Genomic DNA, 6748 nt, shown 5'->3' with positions numbered 1-6748 from the left:
ACCCGTGGCAGCCGCCGTCACCCTGCCTGCGGGAGTTGCGGGCGCTGGTGCGGCGTTGCGCTGCCTTAAAGGAAATGCGTGTTCAGGAGCTTCAGCGCCGCGCCCAGGGTACGGCTTCAGCCTTGGTGGCAAAATCCCTGGAGCGGATGATCGAATGGCTGGACGCCGAGATCGAGGCCGTCAGCGCCCACATCGCCATGCTGATCCGGGAGGACGAGACCTTGCGCGAAAGTCACGCGCTGCTGACCTCCATTCCCGGCCTCGGTCCTCAGTCGGCCGCCGTGCTGCTGGCCGAGATCCCCGACTTCCGTGCCTTCAGCCACAACAAGCAGATTACTGCCTTCGTGGGACTCAACCCGCAGGACCATCAATCCGGCACTTCGGTGCGCGGACGAGCCCGCATCAGCAAGATCGGCAACGCCAGGGTACGGGCCATCCTGTACATGTGCGCCCTATCTGCGCGCCGTCACAACCCCACCCTCAAGTCCTTTGCCGACCGCCTCAAGGACGCCGGGAAGACGCCAAAGGTCATCCTCGTCGCCGTCGCCCGTAAGCTGCTTGTTATCGCTTACGGCATCATGAAAACCCGCCGCCCCTTCGTCCCGACTTGACGCCCGACACGGTATCTCAGGGGATATGGGTCGGCGCCACCATCGATGTGGTGGCGTCCGGATGGACACCTCTCCAAAAAGCTCCCACCTATCCCTTTCCTGGGGCGGCAGCAGGCGCGCCGCAGAGCCTGTGAACGCTCCGGCCTCCGATCTCTCTGGCCAAGGCCAGCAAGAGGCGGGTGGGGGTTGTCGAGGGCCTACGCCCATCAGGACCTTGCGGGTCGCGGTCCGCGGCGACGATTCGCGCCGCATCCCCCCATCCGCACTGACTCGACCTACCCGGCCTGCTTCACCCACTGGCGCAGCTGATGCAGCCAGTCGAGCCGGGCTTCGGCGCGGGTGACTTCCTCGTCCAGCCAGTCGACCAGATAGCCGCCTTCGCCGGCCATGCTGTCGCGCAGGTCGAGCAGGCGGTTGAGGCCGGTTTCCGAGGTGTCGATCAGCAGTTCCACCTGGGCTTCCTGGTCGGCCTTGTCGAGCAGGTGCAGGAAGCGGAACTTGAGCGTGGTGATCAGCTTCGACAGGTCGCTCGCCGGGCGCAGCGGCGCCACCATCAGGGCGTGGAATTCCTTGCGGCCGGCCTCGGTGATCGACAGGGTGGCGTCGTCTTCCATGCCTTCGCCGGCCAGGGCTTCCACCAGCCCTTCATAGCGCAGCAGTTCGATGGAGGTGCCCAGCAGGTCGACGCTCGGCCCGGTCATGCGGCTGATGAAGTGCCGCACGCTGGAGGCCAGCTCGCTGTAGCGCATGGGCTTGGCCGCAATGGTGCCCAGCGCACACAGGCGGACCGCTTCGCGGGGCGTCAGGGTCTTGTCTGCGAACATGATGGTCGGGCTCCAGGGCTCGGCGAGATGCGAATCGTTTGCAAGAAATATAGGGCTGCCGCCGGCCTTTGGCAATTACCCTTCTGCGCATGGCCGCCGCGCGGCTCTCCTTCTGCGTATGGCCGCCGGGCGGCCTGGGGACCATCATAGCACGGTCGGCGGGCGCGGCGGCAGGGTCGAATGGGCGCACACCACCACCGCATCGCCGCCCAGCGCCCGCGCCTCGCCCAGGGCGGCCATGGCGGCGGCGATGGCCGGTTCGACGCTGCTGCCGGGCTTCACCGCCGCCACTCCGGCGGTGATGGTGGGGACGTAGCGGCCGGTGGGCGTGTCCACCGGCGCCGCCCGCACCAGCTGGCGCAGGCGCTCGGCGGTGGCGCGGCCGGCGGCCAGGTCGCGGCCGGGCAGGAATAGGGCGCCGGTGGAGGCGGTGAGGCGCCCCACTACATCCCCCGTCGTCACCACCCGCGCCGCCAGCCCGGTGACGCTGCGCACCACCGCCTCGGCGGCGGTCAGGCCGAGCTGGTCGCGGATGGCGGTGAGCGAGTCGACCTCGACCAGCACCAGCACGCCGCCGGCACTGCCGCACCAGGTGCATTGATCCAGGAAGCCGCGCCGGTTGAAGGCGCCGGTGACCGTATCGGTGACGGCCAGCCGCCGCAGCTGTTCCGCCTGCGCTTCGGCGGCGCGGCGGGCGACGGAGGCGGCATGGCGCTCCGCCAGCAGGGCCGAGACCAGATCGGCCAGCCGCTGCATGCCGGCGCGCTGGGCCTCGTCCAGCTGCTGCGGCTCGCTGCCGACCACGCATAGGGTGCCAAGCGGCCGGCCGTCGCCGGCGGTGATGGGGAAGCCGGCGTAGAAGCGCACGAACGGCTCCCCCACCACCGCCGGATTGTCGGCGAAGCGCGGGTCGGCGGTGGCGTCGGGCACCTCGAACGGCTCGGTGGCGAGGATGGCGTGGGCGCAGAAGGCGTGCTCGCGCGGCGTCTCGCTGATCGACAGGCCGCGGCGGGCCTTGAACCACTGGCGGTCGGCGTCGATCAGGCTGATCAGGGCGATGGGCGTGCCGCACATCTGCGCCGCCAGATCGACGATGGAGTCGAACACCGGGTCGGGCGGGGTGTCGAGGATGTTGCATTCCTGCAGCACCAGCAGGCGCAGGTCTTCATCCGCGGGCAGCGGCGCGGCCATGGAAGGTCTCCGTCCCGTAGGGTCTTTCTCTGAAGGTAGGCGTTGCGGCCCAAAAGGAAAAGCCGGACCGGAGTGGTAGCCCCGGTCCGGCCCGTCGCGCGGAAGGAGATGTGGCGCCCGGTCTATTCCGCCGCCTGCTTCACCTTGCGGATGCCGAGCGTCTGCCAGACGTCCGCCAGGGCGTCCACCAGATGGTCCATGGCATCGTCGTCGTGCAGCGGCGTCGGGGTGATGCGCAGGCGCTCCGTCCCCTTCGGCACCGTCGGGTAGTTGATGGGCTGGACATAGATGGCGTGGCGGTCGAGCAGCAGGTCGCTCGCCTGCTTGCACAGGCCGGCGTCGCCCACCAGCACCGGCACGATGTGGCTGACCGACGGCATCACCGGAATGCCGCGCTCCAGCAGGCGGCGCTTGGCGGTGGCGGCGCGTTCCTGGTGGCGCAGGCGCAGGTCGTTGTGTTCCTTCAGCCAGCGCACGCTCGCCCGCGCCCCGGCCGCCACCGACGGCGGCAGCGAGGTGGTGAAGATGAAGCCAGCGCCGAAGCTGCGGATGAAGTCCACCATGCGGGTCGATCCGGCGATGTAGCCGCCGACCACGCCGATGGCCTTGCCCATGGTGCCCTGGATGATGTCCACCCGGTGGGCGACGCCGTCGCGCTCGGCCACGCCCGACCCGCGCTCGCCGTACATGCCGACGGCGTGCACTTCATCAAGGAAGGTCATGGCGCCGTGTTCCTCGGCGCAGGAGATGATCTCGTCCAGCGGCGCGATGTCGCCGTCCATGGAATAGACGCTTTCGAAGATCACCACCTTGGGGTGGTCCTTCGGGTAGTCCGCCAGCAGCTTCGCCAGGTGCTCCACGTCGTTGTGGCGCCAGATCTTCTTGGCGGCGCGCGAGTGGCGGATGCCCTCGATCATGGAGTTGTGGTTCAGCTCGTCGGAGAACAGCACCACGTCGGGGATCTGCTGGCCCAGCGTCATCAGCGTCGTCATGTTGGCGACGTAGCCGGAGGTGAAGGTCAGCGCCGCTTCCTTGCCGTGCCAGGAGGCCAGCTCTTCCTCCAGCAGCACGTGGTAGTGGGTGGTGCCGCTGATGTTGCGGGTGCCGCCGGCGCCGGCGCCGCTGCGGTTGATGGCCTCGCACATGGCGCCGCGCACCTCGGGGTGCATGCCCATGCCCAGGTAGTCGTTGCTGCACCAGATGGTGATGTCGCGCACGTCACCGTCGCGGTGGTTGGCAGCGACCGGGAAGGCCCCGACGCGGCGTTCCAGATCGGCGAAGACGCGATAGTTCCCCTCGCGCTTGAGCGCATCAAGGCGCCCGGCGAAGTAGGCTTCGTAATCCATCGGCAGACTACCCTCAAGGCGAAGCGTCCGCGGGCGCTTCGACGTGTCGTTCCAAAGTTCGGAACCGGCCCCCGGCGTAAGTCGGTGTCAAGCGTCGGAGGACAAGCGGCCGCTATCCTACGCGAAGGGTTCCGTGCGCTTCAACCCAGGCTGCCGCTCAGGAATACCACACATGCAGAAACGTCAGCCGAGCCAGGGGCGCAGACGGCGTCCCTTGAGGTCGACTTCCACCACCCGGTGGTTGTTGGTGTCGGAGACCAGCAGGCGGTCGGGACCGGCGGCCCAGATGCCGGCCGGCTCCGCCAGCGGCCGGCGGCAGGCGGAGCCTTCGCAGCGCAGGGTGCCGAGCTTCACCGTCTCCACCGTGCCTGCCGCCTCGTCGATCAGGCGGACGGCGTGGTTGTAGCTGTCGGCGACGGCGATGCGGCCGTCGGGCATCACGGTGACGCCGAGCGGATGCTGCATGCGCGCCTCGGCCAGGCAGCCGTCGGCCAGGCCGAAGTCGAACAGGCCGCGGCCGACCAGGGTTCGCACCTCCGGCTGGGCGCCGGTCAGCACCACCTTGCGCACCGCCGACGTCTCGCTGTCGGCGAAGTAGAGCGCGCCGCCGTCGGGCGCCAGGGCGAGGCCGCTCGGCTGGGCCAGCAGGGCGCGGCGGGCGGGACCGTCGTGGATGTTCTCGCCGCCGGTGCCGGCCAGGGCGGCGATGCGCTTGGTACCAAGGTCGAGGGTGAGCAGCTGGTGGGTGCCGGCATTGGCGATGAACAGGGTGTCGCCGGCGATCTCCAGATCCCACGGCGAGGCCAGGGCGACCGCATCGGCGCCGCCGCCCTCGCACACCGGCAGGCCGCGGAAGCCGAGCCCGGCGACGGTGGTGACAAGGCCGCTGTGCAGGTCGATGCGGCGGACCAGATGGTTGCCGGTGTCGGCGACGTAGATGGCGTCGGCGGTGCAGGCGAGCCCCTGCGGCGAGGTGAAGCTGGCGCGTTCCGCCGGGCCGTCGTCCATGCCCGGCAGGCCGGTGCCGTAGCGGGCGAGCACGCGGCCGTCGCTTTCGCACACCACGATGCGGTGATGGCCGCCATCGGCCACCGCCCAGCGGCGTTCGGCGCCGGGCAGCGGCTTCACCTTGCCGGGGAAGGAGAGGGGGCCGGGGGCGGGGGCTTCCAGGGTCAGCGGCAGTTCGCCCGGCACCAGGGCGCAGATGCCGCCCAGGTTGTCGATCAGGTCGCCGATGCCCTGGACCATCAGGTCAGGGTCCGGCTCGCCGGCCAGCTGGCCGATGACCTTGCCGTCGGGGCCGATCACCACCAGCGTCGGCCAGGCCCGCACGGCGTATTCGTCCCACAGGGTCATGTAGGGGTCGTGCGCCACCGGGTGGCGGATGTCGTAGCGGCGGATGGCGCAGGCGACGGCGGCGGGGTCGCGCTCGGCGGCGAACTTGGGGCTGTGGATGCCGATGACGGCAACCTCGCGCGGGAAGGCTTCCTCGATGCGCCGCAGGGTGGGCAGCACCTGGACGCAGTTGATACAACAGTAGGTCCAGAAATCGAGGATGACGATGCGCCCGCGCAGGTCCCGCAGCGACAGCGGCCGCGGCACGTTGAACCAGGTCAGCCCCTCGCGGTCTATTTCCGGCGCCCTCACCAGACCGTACATGCGCTGCCGTTTCCTCGCGTTCTTGTGAAGCCGGTCCGGCCTATATGGCCCCGCCCCCCGGTTGTGGCAAGCGGGGGGTGGCGGCTGTCTGTGATCCCCCTGTGCAGCCCGCCTGCCTTGCGCTATGGTTCCATGACTTCAAGGGCTTGAGCCCAGACGCAGGCCGTCGACCGTCGGCCGAGATGCAGGAGGAACCAATGGCGCTGAAGGACATCATGGTGATCGTCGACAGCTCGGCCCACGCGGCCGACCGGCTGGACGTCGCCATCAAGCTGGCGAGCGATCACGATGCGCACCTGACCGGCCTGTTCGTCCGCATGGTGCCGCACGTGCCCCAGTTCGTGCTCAGCCAGCTCGGGCCCGAGGTGCAGGAAGTGCAGCGCCGCTATGCGCAGGAAGCCGCCACCGCCGCCCATGCCCTGTTCGAAGACAAGGTGCGCGCCGGCGGCGTGCGGGCGGAATGGCGGGCGGTGGACGGCGATCTGGTCGATACCGTCTGCCTGCATGCCAAGTACACCGACCTGATCGTCATGGGCCAGCGCGACCCCAACCAGGACGCCATGGACGGCGAGGCGGAACTGGTCGATCACGTGGTGCTGGAAGCCGGCCGCCCGGTGCTGGTGGTGCCCTATGCCGGCAAGTTCCGCACCCTCGGCCGCAAGGTGGTGGTGGCGTGGAACGCCAGCCGCGAGGCCATCCGCGCGGTCAACGACGCCATGCCGCTGCTGCAGAAGGCGCATGAGGTGGAAGTGCTCGCCATCAACCCGCGCGGCGGCCGCGCCGGTCATGGCGACGTGCCGGGCGCCGACATCTCGCTGCACCTCGCCCGCCACGGCGTGAAGGCCAATGCGGAGCACATCTTCAGCGATGACGTCGACCCCGGCGCCATGCTGCTGTCGCGCACCGCCGATGCCGGCGCCGACCTGATCGTCATGGGCGCCTACGGCCGCTCGCGCCTGCGCGAGCTGGTGCTGGGCGGTGCGACCCGTCACCTGCTGCGTCACATGACCGTGCCGGTGCTGATGTCGCACTGACCGGCCGGAAGCCGCAGTCAGGGATCGAAGGACGCAGGAGGCGGCCCCACCGGGGGGCCGCCTCCGGTCTTTCGGTGTACCAG

The 6748-nt window shown here is 69.7% G+C and carries 6 protein-coding genes; 2 read left to right on the top strand and 4 right to left on the bottom strand.

The window, feature by feature from the left end:
- On the top strand, window positions 1-611 hold a 611-nt coding region (locus tag ABD056_RS10645; protein ID WP_343866547.1), incomplete at its 5' end, for a transposase.
- A 275-nt stretch (window positions 612-886) separates the two neighbouring features.
- Here ABD056_RS10645 and ABD056_RS10640 read toward each other — a convergent pair.
- The 4 genes from ABD056_RS10640 to ABD056_RS10625 form a co-directional block, all read right to left on the bottom strand.
- A complete protein-coding gene (locus ABD056_RS10640) occupies window positions 887-1435 on the bottom strand; it encodes a hypothetical protein (RefSeq protein WP_343866546.1) in 549 nt (182 codons plus the stop codon).
- Window positions 1436-1579: 144 nt separating this feature from the next.
- The gene (locus tag ABD056_RS10635; protein ID WP_343866545.1) at window positions 1580-2626 is read right to left on the bottom strand and encodes a sensor domain-containing diguanylate cyclase; all 1047 of its coding nucleotides are present in this window, start codon (window positions 2624-2626) and stop codon (window positions 1580-1582) included.
- 122 nt (window positions 2627-2748) lie between these two features.
- Window positions 2749-3972, bottom strand: a complete 1224-nt coding sequence (gene hemA / locus ABD056_RS10630) for a 5-aminolevulinate synthase (protein ID WP_343866544.1) — start codon at window positions 3970-3972, stop codon at window positions 2749-2751.
- A gap of 183 nt (window positions 3973-4155) precedes the next feature.
- Window positions 4156-5631, bottom strand: coding sequence for a thioredoxin-like domain-containing protein (locus ABD056_RS10625; RefSeq protein WP_343866543.1), 1476 nt, complete (start codon window positions 5629-5631; stop codon window positions 4156-4158).
- Between the two features lie 197 nt (window positions 5632-5828).
- Here ABD056_RS10625 and ABD056_RS10620 point away from each other — a divergent pair, with 197 nt between their 5' ends.
- Window positions 5829-6665: a universal stress protein gene (locus tag ABD056_RS10620; RefSeq protein ID WP_343866542.1), complete on the top strand. Its 837-nt coding sequence runs from the start codon at window positions 5829-5831 to the stop codon at window positions 6663-6665.
- The last annotated feature ends 83 nt before the right edge of the window (window positions 6666-6748 follow it).

The organism is Caenispirillum bisanense (assembly GCF_039523075.1).
In the GTDB taxonomy this organism is placed as follows: domain Bacteria; phylum Pseudomonadota; class Alphaproteobacteria; order Rhodospirillales; family Rhodospirillaceae; genus Caenispirillum; species Caenispirillum bisanense.
Note: the sequence above shows the minus strand (reverse complement) of the source record. Positions and strands in the feature narration are given on the sequence as shown.

Coding starts and splice junctions, on each gene's coding strand:
- ABD056_RS10640 (WP_343866546.1), bottom strand. CDS start 1,435: ATGTTCGCAGACAAGACCCTGACGCCCCGCGAAGCGGTCCGCCTGTGT.
- ABD056_RS10625 (WP_343866543.1), bottom strand. CDS start 5,631: ATGTACGGTCTGGTGAGGGCGCCGGAAATAGACCGCGAGGGGCTGACC.
- hemA (WP_343866544.1), bottom strand. CDS start 3,972: ATGGATTACGAAGCCTACTTCGCCGGGCGCCTTGATGCGCTCAAGCGC.
- ABD056_RS10620 (WP_343866542.1), top strand. CDS start 5,829: ATGGCGCTGAAGGACATCATGGTGATCGTCGACAGCTCGGCCCACGCG.
- ABD056_RS10635 (WP_343866545.1), bottom strand. CDS start 2,626: ATGGCCGCGCCGCTGCCCGCGGATGAAGACCTGCGCCTGCTGGTGCTG.